16 protein-coding genes are annotated in these 22,248 nt (G+C 73.0%); 8 read left to right on the top strand and 8 right to left on the bottom strand.

Features of this window, described 5'->3' with window-relative positions:
* Positions 1-188: 188 nt before the first annotated feature.
* Positions 189-2,462, bottom strand: a complete 2,274-nt coding sequence (locus tag ACZ7C5_RS07055; RefSeq protein WP_401092037.1) for a M9 family metallopeptidase — start codon at positions 2,460-2,462, stop codon at positions 189-191.
* Positions 2,463-2,611: 149 nt separating this feature from the next.
* The gene (gene tsaD / locus ACZ7C5_RS07050; RefSeq protein ID WP_470322316.1) at positions 2,612-3,649 is read right to left on the bottom strand and encodes a tRNA (adenosine(37)-N6)-threonylcarbamoyltransferase complex transferase subunit TsaD; all 1,038 of its coding nucleotides are present in this window, start codon (positions 3,647-3,649) and stop codon (positions 2,612-2,614) included.
* Positions 3,650-3,827: 178 nt separating this feature from the next.
* Between tsaD and ACZ7C5_RS07045 the strand changes: the two genes are divergently transcribed.
* Positions 3,828-4,430, top strand: a complete 603-nt coding sequence (locus ACZ7C5_RS07045; protein WP_401092036.1) for a superoxide dismutase — start codon at positions 3,828-3,830, stop codon at positions 4,428-4,430.
* Positions 4,431-4,677: 247 nt separating this feature from the next.
* Positions 4,678-5,706 carry a glycosyltransferase family 2 protein gene (locus ACZ7C5_RS07040; protein WP_401092035.1) on the top strand — a complete coding sequence of 343 codons (1,029 nt, stop codon included), beginning with the start codon at positions 4,678-4,680 and terminating at the stop codon, positions 5,704-5,706.
* A 43-nt stretch (positions 5,707-5,749) separates the two neighbouring features.
* Here ACZ7C5_RS07040 and ACZ7C5_RS07035 read toward each other — a convergent pair whose 3' ends face one another.
* The gene (locus ACZ7C5_RS07035) at positions 5,750-7,183 is read right to left on the bottom strand and encodes an aminotransferase-like domain-containing protein (protein ID WP_470322174.1); all 1,434 of its coding nucleotides are present in this window, start codon (positions 7,181-7,183) and stop codon (positions 5,750-5,752) included.
* Between the two features lie 214 nt (positions 7,184-7,397).
* On the opposite strand from ACZ7C5_RS07035, the gene ACZ7C5_RS07030 reads away from it, so the two are divergent.
* Entirely contained in the window at positions 7,398-8,651 is a 1,254-nt protein-coding gene (locus ACZ7C5_RS07030; RefSeq protein ID WP_401092033.1) for a Tm-1-like ATP-binding domain-containing protein, read from the top strand.
* Positions 8,652-8,696: 45 nt separating this feature from the next.
* Complete coding sequence (locus tag ACZ7C5_RS07025; RefSeq protein ID WP_401092032.1) at positions 8,697-9,521, top strand: phosphoenolpyruvate hydrolase family protein; 825 nt, start codon at positions 8,697-8,699, stop codon at positions 9,519-9,521.
* Positions 9,522-9,609: 88 nt separating this feature from the next.
* On the opposite strand, the gene ACZ7C5_RS07020 is transcribed toward ACZ7C5_RS07025, so the two are convergent.
* The 4 genes from ACZ7C5_RS07020 to ACZ7C5_RS07005 form a co-directional block, all read right to left on the bottom strand.
* Positions 9,610-10,950 (bottom strand): hypothetical protein, encoded by a 1,341-nt coding sequence (locus tag ACZ7C5_RS07020; protein ID WP_470322173.1) that lies wholly within the window; start codon positions 10,948-10,950, stop codon positions 9,610-9,612.
* 177 nt (positions 10,951-11,127) lie between these two features.
* On the bottom strand, positions 11,128-12,114 hold the full coding sequence (gene meaB / locus ACZ7C5_RS07015; protein ID WP_401092030.1) for a methylmalonyl Co-A mutase-associated GTPase MeaB: 987 nt from the start codon (positions 12,112-12,114) through the stop codon (positions 11,128-11,130).
* A gap of 12 nt (positions 12,115-12,126) precedes the next feature.
* Positions 12,127-14,328: a methylmalonyl-CoA mutase gene (scpA, locus tag ACZ7C5_RS07010; RefSeq protein ID WP_470322172.1), complete on the bottom strand. Its 2,202-nt coding sequence runs from the start codon at positions 14,326-14,328 to the stop codon at positions 12,127-12,129.
* Positions 14,325-16,193: a methylmalonyl-CoA mutase family protein gene (locus tag ACZ7C5_RS07005; RefSeq protein WP_470322171.1), complete on the bottom strand. Its 1,869-nt coding sequence runs from the start codon at positions 16,191-16,193 to the stop codon at positions 14,325-14,327. Before ACZ7C5_RS07005 ends, scpA begins: the two co-directional genes overlap by 4 nt.
* Positions 16,194-16,740: 547 nt before the next feature.
* On the opposite strand from ACZ7C5_RS07005, the gene ACZ7C5_RS07000 reads away from it, so the two are divergent.
* The gene (locus ACZ7C5_RS07000) at positions 16,741-17,826 is read left to right on the top strand and encodes a C40 family peptidase (protein WP_401092027.1); all 1,086 of its coding nucleotides are present in this window, start codon (positions 16,741-16,743) and stop codon (positions 17,824-17,826) included.
* Between the two features lie 85 nt (positions 17,827-17,911).
* Here the strand turns inward: ACZ7C5_RS07000 and ACZ7C5_RS06995 are convergent, their stop codons facing one another.
* The gene (locus ACZ7C5_RS06995) at positions 17,912-18,460 is read right to left on the bottom strand and encodes a MarR family winged helix-turn-helix transcriptional regulator (RefSeq protein WP_401092026.1); all 549 of its coding nucleotides are present in this window, start codon (positions 18,458-18,460) and stop codon (positions 17,912-17,914) included.
* A gap of 56 nt (positions 18,461-18,516) precedes the next feature.
* Between ACZ7C5_RS06995 and ACZ7C5_RS06990 the strand changes: the two genes are divergently transcribed.
* From ACZ7C5_RS06990 to ACZ7C5_RS06980, 3 genes are all read left to right on the top strand, one after another.
* The gene (locus tag ACZ7C5_RS06990) at positions 18,517-19,593 is read left to right on the top strand and encodes an ABC transporter substrate-binding protein (protein WP_401092025.1); all 1,077 of its coding nucleotides are present in this window, start codon (positions 18,517-18,519) and stop codon (positions 19,591-19,593) included.
* Positions 19,594-19,711: 118 nt separating this feature from the next.
* Entirely contained in the window at positions 19,712-21,205 is a 1,494-nt protein-coding gene (locus tag ACZ7C5_RS06985) for an APC family permease (protein WP_470322170.1), read from the top strand.
* Positions 21,202-22,221 carry an acetamidase/formamidase family protein gene (locus ACZ7C5_RS06980; RefSeq protein WP_401092023.1) on the top strand — a complete coding sequence of 340 codons (1,020 nt, stop codon included), beginning with the start codon at positions 21,202-21,204 and terminating at the stop codon, positions 22,219-22,221. The genes ACZ7C5_RS06985 and ACZ7C5_RS06980 overlap by 4 nt, the downstream gene beginning before the upstream one ends.
* The last annotated feature ends 27 nt before the right edge of the window (positions 22,222-22,248 follow it).

Raw genomic sequence — 22,248 nt, 5'->3', positions numbered from 1 at the left:
TATGCGATCTCTGCGCGATGTTAACGGTCTATTCGGTGGTCGAATCGTTATAACCGTGGAATGTCCCGGCGGAGTCCCGCCGGGGCCCTGGCGGGGAACGCGGAAGAGCCCCGCGAAGCCGCGGGGCCCTTCGGTGCGTGCGGTGCGTGCGGTGCGCGCCGTGCGTGCGGCGCGAACCGCACGGTCGGTCAGTTGTAGGTCGTGGTGACGGTCACGCCGCCGAAGCCCTGCTGGGCGTGGAGACTGAAGAAGACGTAACCGGCCGGCGGGTTGGTGATGGTCAGGGTCTCACCGTTGCCGCCGGTGGTGGACTTGGCCGTGTAGGAGCCGGTGGTGGCCCAGGAGCCGGCGTTGTAGTAGAGGTCGGCGTTGCCGGTGCCCCCGCTGGTGGTGATGGTCAGCTGCTTCACACCGGCCGGCAGGTTCAGGTAGCTGTAGCTGTAGTTCCCGGTGGTGGCGGCGACGTTGTCGCGGCGGCAGTCCTTGTCGAACTGCCGGGCGTCGGCGGCGGTGCACAGCGGGGCCTTGGGCTGCTCGGTGGGCAGTGAGCCGCAGTTGTCGGCGCCGCACTCCTTGAGCCAGGCGGCGAAGTCGGCGTCGTACTTGGTGCCGATGGTGGTCTTCAGCAGGGTGCGGGCGCCGTTCCAGTCACCGGCGCGGTACTTGGCGAGCAGCGCGTCGACGTCCTGGGGATGCGACTGGAGCATGTAGCGGACGGCCAGGTAGCCCCAGTTGTAGACGCGGGTGGAGTCCGCGTTGTCGTACGTGGTGTCGAACAGGGTGCTCAGGCTGTAGGTGCCCTTGGCGGCCTGGGCGACCGCGGCGTCGTAGTGCTCCTTGCGGTAGCCGTAGGAGACGTACTCGGCGAGGCCCTCGACCCACCAGATGGTCGGGGTGGTCATGCCGGCCTCGAAGTCGCCGTACATGTCGTAGCGGCCGTCGAGGTAGTGGGTGTACTCGTGGTTGAGGTTCCAGATCTGGAACTCGGGGCGCAGCCAGGAGGCCTCGTGGGCGATGAAGCGGGCCTGGTTGCCGACCGTGGCCGGGTTGCCCTCCTCGTACATGCCGCCGTTGTCGACCTCGATCTTGTACATCTCCCAGGCGTACAGGCTGTAGTTGTAGTAGTCGTCGAAGGCGACGACCTCGAGGTTGGTGTTGTTGTCGTTCGGGACCGGGCCGCCGTCCTTGACGATCTTGTGGAAGTAGGCGTCCTGGTTGACCAGGCTGGTGCAGGTGTCGGCGAGCTGCTGCGCGGTCATCTCCTGCGCGCGGATGCGCAGGTTGGGGTTGCAGGTGTGGTCGACGGTGAGCACCTGCGGGACGAGCTTGGCGGGCACGTCACAGGTGCCGTAGTAGGAGCAGTTGCCGGCGTCCTTCTTCTCCGTGAACCAGAGCAGGTTCATGGTGAGCGGACCGGTGTTGCCGACCAGCGGGTAGCGGTTGATCAGGTCCTTGAGGATCGGCCGGCCCTGGGCGCGCAGCGCGTCGTTCGCGACGAAGTTGCCCAGCTGGATGCCGATCTTGGTGACCACGTCGCCGCCGTCGATCAGGCCGCTGTTGCGGGTGACGAAGGACGACACGGTGGTGGCGAAGGACGGGTCGGCCTGGAGGGCGGAGACGAACTCCGGCAGGTCGAAGCCGCGCTCGATGACGGTCTCGGTGTTGGCGACGGCGCTGGTCATCGCGGCGGGCCAGCTGCCGGTGTAGTCGTTCAGCAGCCGCTTGACGACGCCGGTGTAGCGGGCGTTCTCCGCGGCGCTGTCGATCAGGGTGACGGCCTCGGAGAGGGTGGCGCCGTTGGCGTCGGTGGCGTCCTTGCTGTGCGGGGCGGCGTAGAAGGCGTCCAGCGCGCCGCGGATGGCGGCCTTCAGGCTGTCGCCGTACGGACCCACGGCGTCCGCGTTGTACCACTGCACGTAGTAGCCGGCGCGCAGGAAGAGCACCAGCTGCCCGGCTGAGGTGGAGTTGTCGCCCGGGTAGGTGGCGGAGACGTCGCGCAGGGCGTTGGCGACGGTGACCATCTGGGCCTCGTTGAAGGCGCCCTTGGCGTCGTTGCCGGTGAGCTTGAAGAGCGTGTTGACGCAGTCGAGCCCGGCGGACTTGACCTGCTGGACCAGCGCGGCACCGGACTTGCCGGTGAACGCGGAGACGTCGCAGGCGGCCGCGAGCTGCCGCGCTGCCGGGGCGGCGCCGACGGTGCTGCCCGCCGTCGGGGCGGTGGCCTTGGCCTGCGGGTCCGAGGCGAGCGGGCGGGCGTCCTCGGGGGTGTCGGGGGACTTGGGCACCGGGATGGTGCGCGGCGCGGCCTTTCCGGCCGAGGCGGCCGGCTGCCCGGCCGGTGCGGTGGTGGTGGCGCCGGCGGCCTGTGCCGCCGGCGCGAACAGGCCGAGCGAGAGGAGGAGGGCGGTGCCGAGCGCAGGGAGTCTGCGCGCGCTGTCCTTCGCTATCGAGGAGGGACGCATCTGTGGGGGCCTCCGGGGCCGTTGAGGGTGGGGGTGGCCGCGCTGCGTGGGGCGCACGGGCCTTGCTGTGTGACATGTAAAATGGCACAACGGAGAACGCGGAGGGAAGCCCCGGGAACGGATTGCCGGTCGGCGAGACCGAAACGTTGTCAGGTCCGCACGAGCGGACGGGGAGTGAGCGCCGCGAACTCCAGCGGCGCCGACGGGTCCACCGACAGGTCCGCCGGGGCCGGCCGCGCGCCCGAGCGGACCAGCAGGTCGCCGACCGCCGCCACCATCGCGCCGTTGTCGGTGCACAGCCGCAGCGGCGGCACCCGCAGCGCGATCCGGGCCGCCGCGCAGCGCTGCTCGGCCAGCGCGCGCACCCGGGAGTTGGCCGCGACCCCGCCGACCACCACCAGGGTGCCGATCCCGTGGTCCCGGCAGGCCCGCACCGCCTTGCGGGTCAGCACGTCGGCGATCGCCTCCTGCAACGCGGCCGCCGCGTCCGGCACATGGGGCTCGCGCTGGGCCTCGACCCAGCGGGCGGCGGCGGTCTTCAGGCCGGAGAAGGAGAACGCGTAGGGGTCGTCCCGCGGCCCGGTCAGCGGGCGCGGCAGCCGGACGGCCGTCGGGTCGCCCTCGCGCGCGGCGCGGTCGATCGCCGGGCCGCCCGGGTAGGGGAGCCCCAGGATCCGGGCGACCTTGTCGAAGCACTCGCCGGCCGCGTCGTCCAGGGTGTCGCCGAGGTGGACGACCGGGTCGCGGGCCAGGTCACGGACCAGCAGCAGTGAGGTGTGGCCGCCGGAGACGATCAGCACCACGCACGGGTCCGGCAGCGGCCCGCCGTCCAGGGTGGCGGCGGCGACGTGCCCGGCGAGGTGGTGCACGCCGTACAGCGGGACGCCGAGTGAGAAGGCGTAGCCCTTGGCCGCGGCCACGCCGACCTGGAGCGCCCCGGCCAGCCCCGGGCCCGTGGTCACCGCGACCGCGCCGATGTCGCCGAGGGTCAGCCCGGCCCGGTCCAGGGCCTCCTGGACCACCGGCGCCATCGCGTGCAGGTGCGCCCGGGCGGCGATCTCGGGTACCACCCCGCCGAACCGGGCGTGCTCGTCCATCGAGGAGGCCACCGCCTGCCCGAGCAGCACGCCGTCGCGCACCAGGCCTGCGCCGGTCTCGTCGCAGGAGGACTCGATGCCCAGTACCACCGGCGACCCTGTCACAGTCACTCACCCTTGTCACTCATTACACGGAACGGTGACCATTGTGCACGACGAGACGTGAGGAATAAGCAGGAGCCCATGCTTCGTTCCTGCAACTGATACGCAATAGTGTTGACCCGGCACGATCACCACCGTTCAACCCGCCGAAAGGGGCCGTGTCCTGATGGGCACCTACACGCTTCCCGACCTGCCGTACGACTACTCCGCGCTGGAGCGGGCGATGTCGGCCGAGATCCTGGAGCTGCACCACTCGAAGCACCACGCCGCGTACGTCAAGGGCGCCAACGACACCCTGGACCAGCTCGCCGAGGCGCGCGACAAGGAGCAGTTCGGCGGCCTGGTCGGCCTGCAGAAGACCTACGCGTTCCACCTGTCGGGTCACGTGCTGCACTCGCTGTTCTGGCAGAACCTCTCGCCCGAGGGCGGCGACCGCCCCGAGGGCGAGCTGGCCGACGCCATCACCGAGCACTTCGGCAGCTTCGAGGCCTTCAAGAAGCAGCTCACCACCGCCACCACCGGCGTGCAGGGCTCCGGCTGGGGCATCCTGTCCTGGGAGCCGCTCGGTCAGCGCCTGATCGTCGAGCAGGTCTACGACCACCACGGCAACGTCGGCCAGAACGCCACCCCGCTGCTGGCCTTCGACGCCTGGGAGCACGCCTACTACCTCCAGTACCGCAACGTCCGCCCGGACTACGTCACCCGCCTGTGGGACGTCGTCAACTGGCAGGACGTGTCGGCCCGCTTCGCGGCCGTCAAGGGCGCCTGACCCGCATCGGGTGACGGCGGGCCCCGGACCGGTCGAGCGGTCCGGGGCCCGCCCCTAACGGGTGTTCCTGTAACGGGAGTTGACAGTGGAGGCGGCTGCTACACTCCGCCGCAGGCCGGACGCCATCCGCCGTTCGCCTGCCGGTCGCGTGCGCTCCCTACGCTCGCTCGGACCACTGCCGGTGATCGGCCGGCAACGGCCTCCCGGCCCGATCCGCTGCTGCCGCCGCTGAGCGAAAGGGCGCCCGATGGCCCCGCGTCTCTCCCTCGTCGTCCCGGTCTACAACGTCGAGCGCTACCTCGGGGAGTGTCTGGACTCGATCGCGGCGCAGACCTTCGGGGACTTCGAGTGCGTCATGGTCGACGACGGCTCGACCGACGACGGCCCGGCCGTCGCCGAGGCGTACGCCGGGCGGGACCCGCGCTTCCGGCTGGTCCGCCAGGAGAACCAGGGCCTGGGCGCCGCCCGCAACACCGGCTGGCGCCACCTCACCCCCGGCACCGAGTACCTGGCCTTCGTCGACAGTGACGACACCCTGCCGCCGCACGCCTACCAGCTGATGATCGACACCCTGGACGAGACCGGCTCCGACTTCGCCGCCGGCAACGCCCTGCGCCTGCGCACCACCGGCCTCAGTCCCTCGCACGCCCACCGCCGCCCGTTCCGCGAGACCAGGCTGCGCACCCACGTCAGCGAACTGCCCGCCCTCGTCACCGACCGGACCGCCTGGAACAAGGTCTACCGGCGCTCCTTCTTCGACACGGCCGGCGTGCTGTACCCCGAGGGCATCCTGTACGAGGACGCCCCGGTCAGCGTGCCCCACCACTTCCTCGCCGACCGGGTCGACGTGCTCGCCGAGCCGGTCTACCACTGGCGCGTCCGCGAGGACGGCAACCTGTCCATCACCCAGAAGAAGACCGACCCGCGCGGCCTGGTCGACCGGGTCCGCTCGATGGAACTCGTCCGCGAGTGGCTGCTCGCCCGCCCCGAGCCCGTCTTCGCCGAACACCTGCGCGCCTACGACCGCAACTGCCTGGTCGAGGAGATCCCGATGTTCTTCTGGACCGTCCCCGACGGCGACCACGCCTACCGCGCCGCCTACCAGCAGCACGTCAGCCGCCTCCTCCGGGCCATCGGCCCCGAGCACGTGGCCACCCTGAACCCCCAGCTCCGCCTCAAGTACCGCCTCACCCTGGCCGGTTCGATGAGCGGCTTCGTCGCCGTCCAGCGCGCCCACCGCCTCGCCCGCCGCACCCGCCAGGCCATCCGCCGCTGAGCCGCCGTACCCGCGGGTCGGACCGTTCGGCGGGTACGGCGGCTCAGCGGGCCGGGCCGGCGCGTTCCGCGCTGCGCAGCAGGACGGGCAGGGCGGTGGCCAGGCGGTCGTGCCGGTCGGCGAACGGCAGCCGCAGGTGGCTGCGGAACCCGTCGACGGCGGAGAAGGCGGGCCCCGGGACGACCAGGACGCCGGCCCGGCGGGCCAGTTGGGCGGTCGCCCCGGCATCGGTGCCGGGCAGTTCGACCCAGAGCGCGGAGCCGCCGGCCGGCCGTTCCCAACGCCAGTGCGGAGCCTGCTCGGTGAGCAGCCGCTCGGCCGCGGCGAGGCGCTCGCGCAGCTGCGCGCGGCGCCGGGCCCGGGCCTCGGGCAGCGACCGGAGCAGCCGCACCGCGAGCAGTTGCTCCACCACCGGACAGGACAGGTCGACGGACTTGCGCAGCTCGGCCAGCCGGTGGATCACCGTGCGGGAGGCGCGGATCCAGCCCAGCCGCAGGCCGCCCCAGTACAGCTTGGAGAGGGTGCCGATGGTCGCGGTCCGGCTGTCCGGCAGCTGCGCGGCCAGCGGGGGCGGCGCGACGGCCCCGGGCAGGAGCAGCTCCGCGTACGCGTCGTCCTCGACGGTGTACAGGCCGTGCTCGGCGAGGACGGCGGCCCAGTCCTGCCGGGTGCGCCCGCTCATGGCGCGCCCGGTCGGGTTGTGCACGGTCGGCTGGAGGTACACCAGGCGCGGTCGGAGCCGGCCGGCCAGCCGGGCCAGGGCGGCGGGTCCGTGGCCGTCGCCCGTGCCGGCGCCCGGGCCGTACGGGGGGAGCGGCAGCAGCCGCGCACCCCGGGCGCGCAGTGCCTCCAGCGCGCCCCGGTAGGTCGGGTCCTCGACGACCACCGTGTCGCCCGGCTCCACCAGGCCCTGGGTGACGAGCCAGAGCGCCTGCTGGGAGCCGGCCGTCACCAGGATCTGGTCCGGCGACGTCGGCAGGCCGGCCGCGCGGTACTGCTCCGCCAGCAACTCGCGCAGCTGCGGCAGCCCGTACGGCAGGTAGCCGTCGCCGTCGAGCGCGGCGGCGAGGTCCCGGCCGGACAGCGAGTCGAGGGCGTCCGCGACGGTGGGCAGGCCCTCCAGAGCGCCGCTGGAGAGGTCGACGACGCCCTCCCGGGTGCCGAAGCTGGCCAGCCGCCCCTCGCCGACGGGTCCGCCGACCGGTCCCGAGGCACGCAGCCGCGAGCCGCTGCCGTGCCGGCTCTCCAGACGCCCCTGCGCCTCCAGGAGCCCGTACGCGGAGGTGACGGTGGAGCGGCTGACACCGAGGGACGCGGCGAGCTCCCGCTGGGAGGGCAGGGTGCTGCCCGGCGCCACGTCCCCGCGCTCGGCCAGCTCGCGCAGCGCGTCCGCGAGCAGCTGCGGCAGCGGGCCCGGACCGTCGGCGGCCCAGCCGGTGAGCAGGCGTGACAGGCGGGTGGCGGGGATCCGGTCCATGCCGTCCATGATGCCCCGGCGGGGGTGCGGGCCCGGCAGGGCGGTGGAGTGCGGCGGTGCGGCCGGCGCGGGCGACCGGTGGTGCGACGGGACGGCGGGGCGGTGCCGTGGGCCCGGTCGGACGCACGGCAGGCCACTTGCCCGCAAGTGGTCTTTGCCGCCGGCCCGGCCCCGCCGGATGATCGGGGAATCGTCCGTTCGAAGGAGCAGGGACATGGCGACCGTCGTGCTGGTCGGGACACTGGACACCAAGGGCGCGGAGTACGCGTGGCTCGCCGAGCGGCTGCGGGCGGACGGCTGCGAGGTGGTCGTGGTCGACGCGGGCGTGCTGCCGGCGCCGGCCGGCACCCCGGCCGCCGACATCGGCCCGGAGGAGGTCGCCCGCGCCGCCGGCCACGACCTGGCGGCGCTGCGCTCCGCGGGCGACCGCGGGGCCGCGGTGACGGCGATGGCCCAGGGTACCGAGCGGCTGGTCGGTGAGCTGTACCGGTCGGGCCGGCTGCACGCCGTCCTGGCGGTGGCGGGCAGCGGCGGGTCGTCCATCGCGGCCCGCGCGATGCGGGCGCTGCCCGTCGGGGTGCCCAAGCTGCTGGTGTCCACCATGGCGGGCGGGGACGTGGCACCGTACGTGGGCAGCAGCGACGTCACCCTGATGTACAGCGTGGTGGACGTCGCGGGCATCAACTCGGTGTCCTCCCTGATCCTCGGCAACGCGGTGGCCGCCGTCGGGGGCATGGCCGTCCGGTACGAGCGGCTGCTCGCCGCCCCGCGCCCGCCGGGCCGCCCGCTGGTCGGCGCCAGCATGTTCGGCGTGACCACGCCCGCGGTCGACGCCGCCCGCGAACGCCTGGACGAACTCGGCTACGAGGTCCTGGTGTTCCACGCCACCGGGGCCGGCGGCCGGGCCCTGGAGAAGCTGGCCGCGGGCGGCTTCCTGGCAGGCGTCCTGGACCTGACCACCACCGAACTCGCCGACGAACTGGTCGGCGGTGTGCTCAGCGCCGGGCCGGACCGGCTGACCGCGGCCGGTCGGGCCGGCCTCCCGCAGGTGGTCGCGCCGGGCGCGCTGGACATGGTCAACTTCGGCCCCCGGGAGACGGTTCCGGAGCGCTTCGCCGAGCGCCGGCTGCTGGTCCACAACCCCACCGTCACCCTGATGCGCACCACCGCCGAGGAACTGGCCGCCGTCGGCGCCGACCTCGGCCGGAAGCTCAACGCGTCGCGCGGCCCGGTGACGGTGCTCTGGCCGCTCGGCGGCGTGTCCGCCGTGGACGCGCCCGGCGGGCCCTTCCACGACCCGGCCGCCGACCGGGCCGGCCTGGCGGCGCTGCGCTCGGCGCTGGCGGGCGGCCGGGTCGAGCTGCGCGAGTTGGACGCCCATCTGAACGACCCGGCCTTCGCCGTCGCGGCCGCCGACCGGCTGCACCAGCTGATCACCGCGCAGGACCGCCCGTCGGCGAACAACTGACGACGCGTCACCACCGCACCGCCCCACCGCAAGAGGAGTCCACCCGTGAACCGCACCGAAGCCCTGGCCCGCCTGACCGCGCAGATCACCGCCGGCCGGCCGGTCATCGGAGCCGGCGCCGGCACCGGCCTGTCCGCCAAGTGCGCGGAGGCCGGCGGCGTCGACCTGCTGATCATCTACAACTCGGGCCGCTACCGGATGGCCGGCCGGGGCTCGCTGGCGGGCCTGATGCCGTACGGCGACGCCAACGCCATCGTGCTGGAGATGGCGGGGGAGGTGCTGCCGGTGGTCCGCGAGGTGCCGGTGCTCGCAGGGGTGTGCGGCACCGACCCGTTCCGGATCATGGGCAACTTCCTGGACCAGCTGAAGGCCGTCGGCTTCACCGGGGTGCAGAACTTCCCCACGGTCGGACTGATCGACGGCACGTTCCGGGCGAACCTGGAGGAGACCGGGATGGGCTTCGGGCTGGAGGTCGACATGATCCGCCAGGCCCACGAGCGCGAACTGCTCACCGCCCCCTACGTGTTCGACCCGGGGCAGGCTGCCGACATGGCCCGGGCCGGCGCGGACGTGCTCGTCCCGCACGTCGGGCTCACCACCAAGGGCTCCATCGGCGCGGCCACCGCGCTCACCCTCGACCAGGCGGCGGCGGCCGTGCAGGAGATGCACGACGCCGCGAAGCGGGTCAACCCGGAGATCATCGTGCTCTGCCACGGCGGTCCGATCGCCGAACCCGAGGATGCCCGCTACGTGCTGGAGCACACCACGGGGATCGCCGGGTTCTTCGGCGCTTCCTCGATGGAGCGGCTGCCCACCGAACGCGCCATCACCGAGCAGGCCCGGGCCTTCAAGTCCCTCCCGCTGGGCTGAACCCGGCCCAGCCGTGCCCGGCCGCGCCCCGTGCCCGGCCGGGCACGGCGCATGGCACGGACCTGCCCCGCCCGCCGTGAGTGGTGCCTCACGCGGCCTTCTGCCGTGCGACCTCGCGGGTGCGCTCCCGGAGTCGGTGCACCGTGCCGTTGGTGGCATGTGCCGGGAGGGTCGCGTTCAGCGCTCGGAAGTGCTCGTCGCCCCGGACGGAGCTGAGCGTGACGTAGTCGTCCAGGAAGGTGTCCCAGGTCGCGCAGGCGGCCTCGATGTGCCCGAGTTCCATCTGGCGGCGGGCGAGCAGGCCGTTGCCGTGGACGCGGCCCTGCTTCTCGTTGGCGGGGCGGGCCCGGTCGGAGAGCCGGAGTTCCTTGATGGAGCCCGGGAGGTCGCCGAGTTCGTACAGCACGTGTGAGACGTGGAAGTGGTACGCGGCCTGGTCGTAGCCGCCGATGGAGTCGTTGCGCCCGTCGGCCCGGGCCAGCGCCGTCTCGGTCTCGGTAAGACGTGCGAAGGCCTGGCGTCGGTCCTTCACCATGGCGGCGCCGTGTGCCTGTTGGCCCGAGAGGAAGGCCCGCAGCCTGGGGCCGGCGACGGGAGCGGCCTCGGCGGCCGAGTCGGCGAGTTCGAGGGCCTTCGGGCCGTAGCCGAGGTTGGACGCCTGGAGCGCCATGCCGCGCAGCGTGCGGCAGTACGTCACGTGGTCCTGGGCCTCCCGGGCGAGCTTGAGGGCCTGGACGTAATAGCTCTGGCCGAGTCCGTGGGCGGTCTCGTACATCGCCATCCAGCCGGTGAGATAGGTGAGATCGGCGGCGGCCGACAGCAGTTCGGCCTTCACCTCGGTCGTGCCGGATGCCTGGAGCCACGGCCCCACCGAGTTCACCAGGAACGCCGCCGCCATCGGACGGGCATGGGCGGCCCCCAGCTCGTCGAGGATTCCGGCGATCCGGTCGGTCATCGTCCGGACGGTCTGGACCTCGCCCCTGCCGACACGCACGGTCCGGCCCGCGGCGGCACGGGCGATCCGCTCCGGGCTCTCGTCGAACTCCGGCAGCGTGAGGGCCAGCGAGTAGAGACCGGCGGCCAGCACACCACGACGTGAGGGATCCGTGTCGGACCTGCCGATCGTCATCAGATCGGGCAGGACGCCTCGGCCGGCCGCCTGCCCGGCATGTGGCCCGAACCCGGTCTCCTCAGGTGTCACCGGCCGCCCGAGCCGGCGGGAGAGCACCTCCCGAACGACCTCCCGCACCTCGGCCCGGGGGCGTGTCCCGGTCAGCCAGTGGGAGATCGCCGACGCGTCATAGGCGAGCCGGAGCCCGGCCTCGGCGCCGACCCGGTTCACGGCCCGGGCGAGCTGACTGTTGCCCGTTCCCGCCTGCCGCATGAGCGTGGCGAGCGCGGTGTTCGGTGTACGTGGCCGGTGGGTCATCGTGATCCCGTCCCCTGTTCGACCGGTGCGGCGGCTCGACCAGCTTCCTCGGTTCTCCGCTCTGGTGTACCCGTATCGACTTGGCGTCATCCGTTCGGGCGATTGCCGCCCCGGGGTATGCGAAGCGCCGTGCCCCCTACTCGTGTGGGGCACGGCGCTCGAACCGCAGGCTCTCGGTCAGCCGAAGAAGGCGTCCAGGATCTGCTGGGCGGCCAGCCCGGCCGGGAGGGTGCCGGCCCGGACCTGGGTCTCCAACTCGGGTGCCAGCCGCCGTACTTCCGGGTTCTCGTGCAACCGCGCGTACAGCTGGTCGTGCACCATCGCCCAGGTCCACTCGACCTGCTGGTCCCGCCGCTTGGCGGCCAGGGCGCCCGTCGCGTCCAGCACCTTGCGGTGCTGCTGCAACCGCTCCCACAGCACGTCCAGTCCCGCGCCGTCGAGGCCGCTGCAGGTCAGCACCGGCGGCGTCCACGCGGCATCGGGCGCCTGCAACAGCCGCAGCGCGCCCGCGAGTTCACGTGCCGCGGCCTTGGCGTCCCGCTCGTGCGGGCCGTCCGCCTTGTTGACGGCGATGACGTCCGCGAGCTCCAGGACGCCCTTCTTGATGCCCTGCAACTGGTCGCCGGTCCGTGCCAGGCTGAGCAGCAGGAAGGTGTCCACCATCCCGGCGACGGCCGTCTCCGACTGGCCCACGCCCACCGTCTCGATGAGCACCACGTCGTACCCGGCCGCCTCCATCACCACCATGGACTCCCGGGTGGCCTTGGCGACCCCGCCCAGTGTCCCCGAGGTGGGGGAGGGCCGGACGAAGGCGGCGGGATCCACCGCCAGCCGCTCCATCCGGGTCTTGTCGCCCAGGATGGAGCCGCCCGTCCGGCTCGACGTCGGGTCGACGGCGAGGACGGCGACACGGTGGCCCTGGTCGGTCAGCATGGTGCCGAAGGAGTCGATGAAGGTCGACTTGCCGACACCGGGCACCCCCGTGATGCCCACCCGGACCGCGCCGCCCGCGTGCGGCAGCAGCCGCCGGAGCAACTGCTGGGCCAGCGCGCGGTGGTCGGGCCGGGAGGACTCGACGAGCGTGACGGCGCGCGCGATCCAGGCGCGCGAGCCGTCCAGTACACCCGTCACGTAGCTGTCGAGGTCGATCGTCCGCGGAGGCATCCGATCAGGCGATCACAGCTCGTGGCCGAGGTCGGCCGCCAGTGACTTCAACAGGTCGTACGCCGCGTCCGGGATGACCGTGCCGGGCGGGAAGACCGCCGCCGCGCCCGCCTCGTACAGGGCGTCGAAGTCCTGCGGCGGGATGACCCCGCCGACCACGATGGTGATGTCCTCCCGCCCCGCCTCGGCGAGTTCGGCGCGCAGCGCCGGCACCAGGGTCAGGTGCCCGGCGGCCAGCGAGGAGACGCCGACGATGTGGACGTCCGCCTCGACGGCCTGGCGGGCGACCTCGGCCGGGGTCTGGAACAGCGGGCCGACGTCCACGGTGAAGCCGAGGTCGGCGAAGGCGGTGGCGATCACCTTCTGGCCGCGGTCGTGGCCGTCCTGGCCCATCTTGGCGACCAGGATGCGCGGACGGCGGCCCTCGGCCCGCTCGAACCGCTCGACCAGGTCGCGGGTGCGCTGGAGGGAGGCCGACGGCCCCGCTTCGTCTCGGTACACACCCGAGATGGTACGGATCTGGCCGGAGTGGCGGCCGTACACCTTCTCCAGGGCGTCCGAGATCTCGCCGACGGTGGCCTTGGCCCGGGCCGCGCCGACGGCCAGGTGCAGCAGGTTGCCGTCCAGCGAACCGCCGCGCTGCGGACCGGCCTCGGCGGCCCGGGTCAGCGCGTTCAGGGCGTCCTGGACGACGGTCTCGTCGCGCTCCTCGCGCAGCCGGCGAAGCTTCTCGATCTGGCGGGCGCGCACCGAGGAGTTGTCGACCTTGAGCACCTCGATCTGCTCGTCGCTCTCCACCCGGAACTTGTTGACGCCGATCACCGGCTGGCGGCCGGAGTCGATCCGCGCCTGGGTGCGGGCGGCGGCCTCCTCGACGCGCAGCTTGGGGATGCCGGCGTCGATGGCCTTGGCCATGCCGCCGGCCGCCTCGACCTCCTGGATGTGCTCCCAGGCCCTGGCGGCCAGGTCGTGCGTCAGCTTCTCGACGTACGCGGAGCCGCCCCACGGGTCGATCGACCGGCAGGTGCCCGACTCCTGCTGGAGCAGCAGCTGGGTGTTGCGGGCGATGCGGGCGGAGAAGTCGGTGGGCAGGGCGAGCGCCTCGTCGAGGGCGTTGGTGTGCAGCGACTGGGTGTGGCCCTGGGTCGCCGCCATCGCCTCGACGCAGGTGCGCGTCACGTTGTTGAACACGTCCTGGGCGGTGAGCGACCAGCCCGAGGTCTGCGAATGGGTGCGCAGCGAGAGGGACTTGGGGTTCTTCGGGTCGAACTGCCTGACCAGTCTGGCCCACAGCAGCCGGGCCGCGCGCAGCTTGGCGACCTCCATGAAGAAGTTCATGCCGATCGCCCAGAAGAACGACAGCCGCGGCGCGAAGGCGTCCACGTCCAGCCCCACGTCCAGACCCGCGCGCAGGTACTCCACCCCGTCGGCGAGGGTGTAGGCGAGCTCCAGGTCGGCCGTCGCACCGGCCTCCTGGATGTGGTAGCCGGAGATGGAGATCGAGTTGTACCGGGGCATCTTCTGCGAGGTGTACGCGAAGATGTCCGAGATGATCCGCATCGACGGCTGCGGCGGGTAGATGTAGGTGTTGCGGACCATGAACTCCTTGAGGATGTCGTTCTGGATGGTCCCCGCGAGCTTCTCGGGCGGCACGCCCTGCTCCTCGGCCGCGACGATGTACAGGGCGAGGATCGGCAGCACGGCGCCGTTCATGGTCATCGACACGGACATCTTGTCCAGCGGGATGCCGTCGAACAGCTGGCGCATGTCGTAGATCGAGTCGATGGCGACACCCGCCATGCCGACGTCGCCGGTGACGCGCGGGTGGTCGCTGTCGTAGCCGCGGTGGGTCGGCAGGTCGAAGGCGACCGAGAGGCCCTTCTGGCCGGCCGCCAGGTTGCGGCGGTAGAAGGCGTTGGACTCCTCGGCGGTGGAGAAGCCCGCGTACTGGCGGACCGTCCAGGGCTGGTTGACGTACATGGTCGGGTACGGCCCGCGCAGGTACGGGGCGATGCCCGGGTAGGTCTCCAGGAAGTCGAGCCCGGCCAGGTCGTCGCCGGTGTACAGCGGCTTGACGCCGATGCCCTCGGGGGTGTCCCAGAGCAGCTCGTCGACGTCCTTGCCGGTGGACTGGCGCCAGGCGGCCCGCCACTGGTCGTCCGTGACGTCGGCGCCGCCGCCGTCCAGCCCGATTCCGGTGAAGTCGGGGATCATCGAGCGGCTCCGATCTGGTCCAGCAGGGAGGTGAGGACGGCGACGGCGTCGCCCCCCGCGAAGATGAACTCGTCCACTCCGGACGGGAGTTCGCCGAGGCGTCCGGCCAGCAGCACGGTGCCGGCGCCGGCCGCCTTCAGGGTCTCGGCGACGGACGAGGCGTGCTCGGCGTACAGCGCGTCGCTGGAGCAGAGGCAGGCGACGGTCGCGCCGGAGGCGGTGAACGCCTCGGCGAAGGCCGCCGGGTCGACGGACTCGGCGGAGACCGTCGCGATGCCGCCCGCCTGGAACAGGTTGGCGGCGAAGGTGGTGCGCGCGGTGTGGGCGGACGCGGAGCCGATCGAGGCGAGGAAGAGGGTCGGACGGGCGCCGTGCAGGGCGGCATGGGCGTCCGAGCGGTCCCGCAGCGCCTCGTAGGCCTCGGCGCGGCGCACCTGCGGCAGGCCGCCGCCCGGGGCCGCCGGGGCCGGCTCGCGGACCAGCGGCTGCTCGTCCAGGTGCGGGAACTCGCTGACGCCGGTGACCGGTTCGCGCCGCTTGGCGAGCCGCACGGAGCGCTCGGCCCAGGTCGCGGCGATCCGCTCCTCGACCAGCCCCGCGGAGAGCGCGGCGTGCTGGCCGCCGGCCCGCTCGATCTCCTGGAACCAGGCCCAGGCGGCCCGGGCCAGCTCCTCGCTCAGCTGCTCGACGTACCAGGAGCCGCCGGCCGGGTCGATCACCCGGGCCAGGTGGGACTCCTCCAGCAGGATCGTCTGGGTGTTGCGGGCGACCCGGCGGGCGAAGGCGTCCGGCAGGCCGAGCGCGCTGTCGAAGGGCAGGACGGTGACGGAGTCGGCGCCGCCGACCCCGGCGGCCAGGCAGGCGACCGTGGTGCGCAGCATGTTCACCCACGGGTCGCGGGCGGTCATCATCACCCGGGAGGTGACGGCGTGCTGGCGCTGCGCGGAGGCGTCCGCGCCGGCCCCCGAGACCTCGGCGACGCGGGCCCAGAGGCGGCGCGCGGCACGGAACTTGGCGATGGTGAGGAACTGGTCGGCGTCCGCGGCGTAGCGGAACTCCAGCTGGCCGAGCGCGGCGTCCACCGGGAGCCCGGCGGCGGTCAGCGCGCGCAGGTAGGCGACGCCGGTGGCCAGCGAGCAGCCGAGTTCCTGGGCGGGGGAGGCGCCGGCCTCGTGGTAGGGCAGGGTGTCCACCGTGAGCGCCCGCAGGCCGGGGTAGCCGGCCGCGCAGCGGGCGGCCAGCGCGGTGGCCTCGGCGAGCAGCGCCCCGGTGCGGGCGGCCTCGCCGGTACGGGCCTGGAGGCCGAGCGGGTCGGCGCCGAGGTTGCCGGAGGCGGCGCCGGGGGAGACCTCGCGCTCCTCGTACAGCCTGAACAACTGCTCGGCGGCGTCGGTGAATTCGGGTCCGGCGTCGAGCGCCACGGCGGCCAGGTCCAGGTACACCCCGGCCAGCGCCTCGGGCAGCGCGTCCAGCGGGAGGCCCGCCTCGCCCAGCTCCAGCCAGAGCGAGCTCACACCGTGCTCCAGGTCGGTCAGGACCGCCTCGTTGGTGCGCCGGCGGTCCGGGTCGGCGTGCCGCTGGCGTACGTCCCACCCGGCCACGGCCGAGCCCTGCGGCCGGCCGCCGCGCACGAACGGTGGGAAGCCCGGGTAGCCCGGGGCCGCGGCGGTGTCCTCGGCGGTGTACAGGGGGCGTGCGCTCAGCCCGTCCTGGAGCCGGGTGGTGAGCGCCTGCTCGGCGGCGGGGCCGTCCTCGGGCTGGGCACCGGACTTGCGCAGCACGCCCTGGACGAGCTGCTGCCACTGCTCTCGGTGCGCGGCCGGGAACTCGGCGGCGAGGGGGAGCCTTTCGGGCGGGACCTTCATGTGCGCAGGTTAGCGCTCGTTCGCAGGGCCGCAGGAGGGGAATCCCGTGTGACCTTTCCCTCTGTTCGGCGGATTTCGAGCACTCCTCGGGCCGGGGAGTGCCAGCGGGCGCCGAGGCGTGTGGCACCTGGGGCGGGAGTTGGTGTCGGGGCAGGTGGGACCAGGGACGGGAGGAGGCGGGGAGGGGTGCCGAGGAGCGTGGTACCGGGGGCGGGAGGGGAGGCCGTGACGGGTGGTCGGAAGGGCGGCGCGGGTCTCCTCCGGGCGGCCGCGGCGGTGGACGGCGTCCGATGTCAACCCCGATGGCACGGACCGCGTTCGATGTCCCGTCATGTTCCGGATCCGTCATGATCAGGGGGATTGCGGAACCCTGCCCCTCATCTATTAAGTTACTTCGAAGAAGGTGGGCGGGGCAGCACCCCCCGTTGCTCGTCCTGCCTGCCTTCGCCGTTCCTCGGCCCCGTCCGAGCTGTCCACCGGCCCCGTCCGTGCCGTCTCCGGCCCCGTTCGAGCCGTCCCCAGACCCCCCGTAAGGAGAGCGACCGCCATGGGAAAGCGTCGCAAGCCCAGCCCCCCGAGCCGGGCCCGCATGGCGGTGCTCACCACGGCCATGGCGGCCGGCGGCGCGGTCCTCGCCTCCGGTACCGCCCACGCCGAGCCCTCCCCGACCCTCGCCTCCGTCAAGGAGCAGGTCGACCAGCTCAACGAGGATGCCGAGCAGGCGATCGAGCGCCACAACGGCTTCCAGGCGAAGCAGCAGAAGCTCCAGGGCGAGGCCAGCCAGATCCAGGAGAAGGTCGCCCGCGGCCAGGAGGCGATGAACGAGCTGCGGACCCGGCTCGGCGCGGTCGCCGCCGACCAGTACCGCACCAACGGCATAGACGCGTCGGTCCAGCTGATGCTCGACTCCGACCCGTCCGCCTACCTGGAGCGCGCCGCGGTGCAGAACCAGGTCTCCGACTCCCAGGCGAACCTGCTCAAGCAGGCCCAGGACGAGCAGCGCAAGCTCGACCAGGACCGCGCCGAGGCCACCGCCACCCTGGCCGCGCTCGACTCGGTGGGCACGCAGCTGGCGGAGCAGAAGAAGGACATCCAGACCAAGCTGGCCCAGGCCCAGGCGATGCTGAACAAGCTGAGCGCCGAGGACCGCGCCAAGATCAACGCCCAGCAGAGCGCCGAGAAGGCCAAGGCCGAGGCCCAGCAGGCCGCCACCGCCGCCGCCAAGGACCGCGCCTCCCGCTCCTCCGAGCGCCCGGACATGAACGCCCCGGTGCCGCCGGCGAGCGGCCGGGCCGCGAGCATCATCGGCTTCGCCCAGGCCCAGCTCGGCAAGCCCTACGGCTGGGGCAAGAACGGCCCGGCCACCTTCGACTGCTCCGGCCTCACCAGCCAGGCCTACCGCGCGGCCGGCGTCACGATCTCCCGGACGTCCGAGGAGCAGTGGAAGGACGGCCCGCACATCGACCGTGCCAACCTCCAGCCCGGTGACCTGGTCTTCTTCTACGACGACCTGCACCACGTCGGTCTGTACATCGGCGACGGCAAGATGATCCACGCCCCGCGCACGGGCAAGAACATCGAGGTCCTGCCGATCTCGGTGATGCCCTACAAGGGTGCCGTCCGTCCGGCCTGAGCGCGCGCCTCGACGGTGGCCCGTTCCCGCTCCGGCGGGGGCGGGCCACCGTCGTCGTGGGGGCGCCGGCCGGGGTGCGGGCCCGTCAGGGTGCGGCCAGCCGCCGCAGCAGGCCGGCCGGGTCGGTGAGGCCGCAGGCCCGGCGGACGGCGGCGTCGTGGGCGGCGGCGAGGGCGTCGAGGCGGGTCAGCCTGATGCGGCCCTGCCGGGAGAGGTGGGCGGTGATCCGGCGGCGGTCCTGGTCGTCCTGGCGCCGGTAGACCCAGCCGGCGTCGGCCAGCGAGTCCACCAGCCGGCTCAGGCTGGCGTGCGGGATCAGCAGGGCCTGGGCCAGCTCGCCCATCGCGTGTCCCCGGCCGTCCGCGAGGGCGCGCAGCAGCCGCCACTGGTCGACGGTGCAGTCCTCCTCGGCCAGCGCGGCGGCGAGACTGCCGGAGAGCCTGCGCTGGGCCAGGGTGACCAGCTCGACCAGCAGCGGCTCCGGGGCGGAGTGACGGTCGGCCGGGTCGGCGGGGCGGCTCGCCGGGTCGTCCGTGGACGGGCCCGTGGACACGCCCGTGGGGCCGTCGGCGGACCGGCCGGCGGGTTCGCCGGGGCGGCCGTCGACCCCCGGTGCGGCACCAGTTGCGATCATCGGACCCGTCCCCTTCCGGCCTTTCCCGATCTCGGCAGTACGACGATACTCGCACTGTGAACGTCGAGGTCAGGCTGATCGATCCGCTCGATGCGCTGCACTCCGTACGGGAGCAGGCGGCGTTTCGGGTGGGCCTCGTCGTGCCGCAGTCCGGCCCGCTCGGGCTCACCGGCCCGTCCGCCCTGGACGGCGCGCTGCTCGCCGCGCACGAGGTCAACGCGGGCGGCGGTGTCCTCGGCCGGCCCCTGGAGCTGGTCCTGGTGGACGGCGGCGGCGCTCCCGACCCGGTCGCCGCCGAGGTGCGGAGGCTGCTGGACGCCGGGGCGCTGGACGCGCTCGCCGGCTGCCACACCAGCGACGTCCACCGGGCGGTCGAGACCGTCGCCGCCGGCCGCGTCGCGTACGTCTACACCCCGCCGCACGAGGGCGGCACCCGGCTGCCCGGCGTGCTCTGCACCGGCATCGACCCGGCTCGCCAACTCGGCTTCTCCATAAGCGATCTGACGATCCGTCATCGGATCGCGCGGTGGGCGCTGATCGGCAACGACTACATCTGGCCGCGCTCCGTCCACCGGGCGGCCGAGGGGCTCGCCGCCCGGGCCGGTGCCCGGGTGGTGCTGGAGCGGCGGATCCCGTTCGGGTCGGTCAGGGTGGAGCTCGAACCGCTGCTGGACGCGCTGCGCGCCGCCCGCGCGGACGCCCTGCTGCTCAGCCTGATCGGGCGCGACCTGGTGGACTTCAACCGGGCGCTGCGGCGCAGCGGACTGGACCGGAAGCTGGTCCGGCTCTCCGGCGCGCTGGAGGAGAACGGCCTGCTCGCCCTCGGTGGCGACGACACCGGGACGCTGTACGCCGCGATGCCCTCCTTCGCGACGCTGGCCGAGGAGCGCCGGCAGAGCCTCGCCGAGCGGCACCGGGCCCTGTGCGGGCCGTGGGCGCCGGTCCTGGACGCCTACGCGGTGGGCCTGTACGAGGGCCTCCACCTGCTCGCCGGCCTGGCGGCCCTCGGGTCGCTGGCCCCGGACGGCCTGCTGGCCGCCGCGGGCCGGCTGCTGCACCGGGAGGGCGCGGTCCGGGCGCCGATCCACCTGGCCAGGGCCGAGGGCCTCGGCTTCGCCGTCCTGTCGCGGTAACCCCGCGTGACCGCCTTCTCGCCAGGTGGAATGCCGGGACAAAGCCCTTCCATCTGGAAATAGTTGCCTCTACAGTCTCCCCACACACCCCTGAGGGTCGTCACGGAGAGAGAGCACCATGGCCGACACACCCGCGCCCAAGGGCATCGAGAGCTACGGCTACCAGCAGGAACTGCGCCGTTCGCTCAGCTTCACCGACCTGCTCGTCTACGGGCTGGTGTTCATGGTGCCGATCGCACCGTTCGGCATCTTCGGCGGCGTCTTCCAGGGCTCCGGGGGCATGGTCGCCCTGGCCTACGTCCTCGGCATGGTGGCGATGATGTTCACCGCCCTGTCCTACGCCCAGATGTCCAGGGCCTTCCCGATGGCCGGCTCGGTCTACACCTACGCGGGCCGCGGCATCGCGCCCCCGGTGGGCTTCCTGTCCGGCTGGATGATCCTGCTCGACTACGTGCTGGTGCCCGGACTGCTCTACCTGATCGCCGGCGTCGCGATGCACTCGCTGGTGCCGTCCATCCCGGTCTGGCTCTGGCTGATCGGCTTCGTGCTGCTCAACACCGTGGTCAACTACCTCGGCATCGAGACCACCAACAAGGTCAACAAGGCGATGCTGATCGGCGAACTGGTGGTGCTGGCCCTGTTCGTGGCGATCGGCATCGTCGCCCTGATCAACGGCAAGGGCCGCGGCTTCGACTTCACGCCGCTGTACAACCCGGACACCTTCTCGTGGAGCCTGGCCTTCGGCGCGGTCTCGATCGCGGTGCTCAGCTTCCTGGGTTTCGACGGCATCTCCACCCTCTCGGAGGAGAACCGGGACTCCACCAAGGCCATCGGCCGGTCCATGGTCGCCGCGCTGCTGCTGGCGGGCACACTGTTCATCGTGCAGACCTGGGTCGCCTCGCTGCTGGTCGCCGACCCCGACGCGCTGCTCAGGGACGGCGATCCGGACGGCGTCGCCTTCTACGACACGGCCCGTACGGCCGGTGGCGCCTGGCTCGCCACGCTGACCGCCGCCTCCACCGCCGTGGCCTGGGGGTTCGCCAACTCGCTGGTCGCCCAGGCGGCCACCTCCCGGCTGCTGTACGCGATGGCCCGCGACCGCCAGCTGCCCTCCTTCCTGGCCCGGATCCACCCCACCCGCCGGGTGCCGGTCAACGCGACCCTGCTGGTCGCCGGGGTCTCGCTGGTGCTCGGCCTCTACATGGCCTCCCGCGAGGACGGCATCGCGCTGCTCAGCACCCTGGTCAACTTCGGCGCGCTGACCACCTTCCTGGTGCTCCACGTCGCGGTGGTCGTCCACTACCTGATCCGTCAGCGGAGCAAGGACTACTGGCGGCACCTGATCGCCCCGGTGCTCGGCTTCGCGATCCTCGGGTACGTGGTCGTCAACGCCGACATCGCGGCCCAGCGGCTCGGCTTCGTCTGGCTGCTCGTCGGCGGGATCGTGCTCACCGGGCTGATGGTGACCGGCCGCAAGCCCCGACTGGCGGTCGTCGAGGCCGAGTCCGCGATCGGGGCCGAATCCGGCACCGGCACCGCCGTCGGCACCGGAACCGGCACCGGCACCGCCGCCGCCACGAACGCCACCACCACCGCTCAGGAGAAGAAGTGAGCCTGCCCGAGACCGTCACGCTGTCCCCGACTCCGGAGGACTACTCCTACACGTTCGGCGGCCGCGCCCCGCTGGTCACCGTCCAGCCCGGCACCGTCATCGAGCTGACCACCGAGGACTGCTTCGGCGGCAAGGTGCGCGGCACCGGCGACCTGCCCAGCCAGGTGTGCGTCTTCCCGTACCTCAACCCGGTCACCGGCCCGATCGCGGTGGCGGGCGCCGAGCCGGGGGACGTCGTCGCCGTGCACTTCGTGGAGATCACCCCGGCCAGGGACTACGGGATCTCCAGCACCTTCCCGCACTTCGGCGCGCTGACCGCGACCCACAGCACCGCGATGCTGCACGCGCCGCTGGAGGAGCGGGTCTGGCTCTACGACCTGGACGTCAAGGCCGGCACCTGCCGGTTCCGGGCCCGCAACAGCGAGTTCACGGTGGACCTGCCGCTCGACCCGATGCACGGCACGGTCGGCGTCGCCCCGGCGGCCGGCGAGGTGCTGGCCTCGATCACCCCGGGCGCCCACGGCGGCAACCTGGACACCCCCGAGATGCGGGCGGGCACCACCGCCTACTTCGGGGTCAACGTCGAGGGCGGCCTGATCGCCATCGGTGACGGCCACGCCCGCCAGGGCGAGGGCGAGGTGTGCGGCACGGCGGTGGAGGCGGCGATGCGCACCACCGTGATCGTCGACCTGGTCAAGGGCGGCGGCCCGGCCTGGCCCCGGCTGGAGAACGACGACTTCCTGATCAGCACCGGCTCGGCCCGCCCGCTGGAGGACGCGTTCCGGATCAGCCAGCACGACCTGGTCGGCTGGACCGGCGAACTGCTCGGCCTGGACCAGCTCGACGCCTACCAGCTGGTCAGCCAGGCCGGGCTGGCCCCGGCGGCGAACGTCTGCGACACCAACTACACGATGGTCGCCAAGCTGCCGAAGAACCTGCTCGGCCGGGCCCGCGCCTACGACGGGCTGCACGACCGCCTGCGCGAGACGGCGGGGGCGTACCTGCGGCACCGGTAGCGGGGCCACGCCGGTCGCGCGGGTCCG

It is taken from the genome of Kitasatospora sp. NPDC036993, from assembly GCF_055607525.1.
This window is presented reverse-complemented; position numbering and strand designations above follow the sequence as displayed.

Excerpts from the sequence above, each read along its gene's own strand:
- ACZ7C5_RS07030 (WP_401092033.1), top strand. The coding sequence starts at position 7,398 with ATGGCGACCGTCGTGCTGGTCGGGACACTGGACACCAAGGGCGCGGAG.
- meaB (WP_401092030.1), bottom strand. The coding sequence starts at position 12,114 with ATGCCTCCGCGGACGATCGACCTCGACAGCTACGTGACGGGTGTACTG.
- ACZ7C5_RS07045 (WP_401092036.1), top strand. The coding sequence starts at position 3,828 with ATGGGCACCTACACGCTTCCCGACCTGCCGTACGACTACTCCGCGCTG.
- ACZ7C5_RS07035 (WP_470322174.1), bottom strand. The coding sequence starts at position 7,183 with ATGGACCGGATCCCCGCCACCCGCCTGTCACGCCTGCTCACCGGCTGG.
- ACZ7C5_RS07055 (WP_401092037.1), bottom strand. The coding sequence starts at position 2,462 with ATGCGTCCCTCCTCGATAGCGAAGGACAGCGCGCGCAGACTCCCTGCG.
- scpA (WP_470322172.1), bottom strand. The coding sequence starts at position 14,328 with ATGATCCCCGACTTCACCGGAATCGGGCTGGACGGCGGCGGCGCCGAC.
- ACZ7C5_RS07020 (WP_470322173.1), bottom strand. The coding sequence starts at position 10,950 with ATGACCCACCGGCCACGTACACCGAACACCGCGCTCGCCACGCTCATG.
- ACZ7C5_RS06985 (WP_470322170.1), top strand. The coding sequence starts at position 19,712 with ATGGCCGACACACCCGCGCCCAAGGGCATCGAGAGCTACGGCTACCAG.
- ACZ7C5_RS07000 (WP_401092027.1), top strand. The coding sequence starts at position 16,741 with ATGGGAAAGCGTCGCAAGCCCAGCCCCCCGAGCCGGGCCCGCATGGCG.
- ACZ7C5_RS07005 (WP_470322171.1), bottom strand. The coding sequence starts at position 16,193 with ATGAAGGTCCCGCCCGAAAGGCTCCCCCTCGCCGCCGAGTTCCCGGCC.
- ACZ7C5_RS06995 (WP_401092026.1), bottom strand. The coding sequence starts at position 18,460 with ATGATCGCAACTGGTGCCGCACCGGGGGTCGACGGCCGCCCCGGCGAA.
- ACZ7C5_RS07040 (WP_401092035.1), top strand. The coding sequence starts at position 4,678 with ATGGCCCCGCGTCTCTCCCTCGTCGTCCCGGTCTACAACGTCGAGCGC.